This is a genomic window from Telluria sp. AZSoR62 (assembly GCF_058111565.1).
In genome coordinates this window covers 1-294 of record NZ_JBYTST010000241.1, presented here as the reverse complement: position 1 = coordinate 294, position 294 = coordinate 1, and the positions used below count along the sequence as shown (strand labels likewise).

General features: G+C 68.7%; 1 protein-coding gene. It reads right to left on the bottom strand.

What is annotated here, in order from left to right; genetic code table 11:
- The coding region (locus AC3XQU_RS23665; protein WP_489876582.1) for a terminase small subunit at nucleotides 1-202 on the bottom strand (202 nt) is incomplete at its 3' end.
- Nucleotides 203-294: the final 92 nt, after the last annotated feature.

Here is a 294-nt window from a genome sequence, read left to right as displayed (position 1 = left end):
CCTTCAGGTAGGTGGGGACCGTCGTCGTCATAGCTTTTTGCAGGGCCGCCATGCTGTCCCGCTGCGCCTCGTCGATCATCCAGGCGAGGGTCTTGAGCGCGGCCACGGGGCCAGCGAACTTGAGCCCCTGCAGGTGCTTGGCTTCGGACAGGGTCTGGGCCGTGGCGTCGGCCATGTAGCCCCGCTTACGGACCGGTTTCACCAGGGGAGCGAACCGATCGCCCCACGCGCGGATCTGCTCCGCCGTGGAACGCTCGACGGCGAGCGCCGGGTGAGGGATTACGCGGCCGCGAG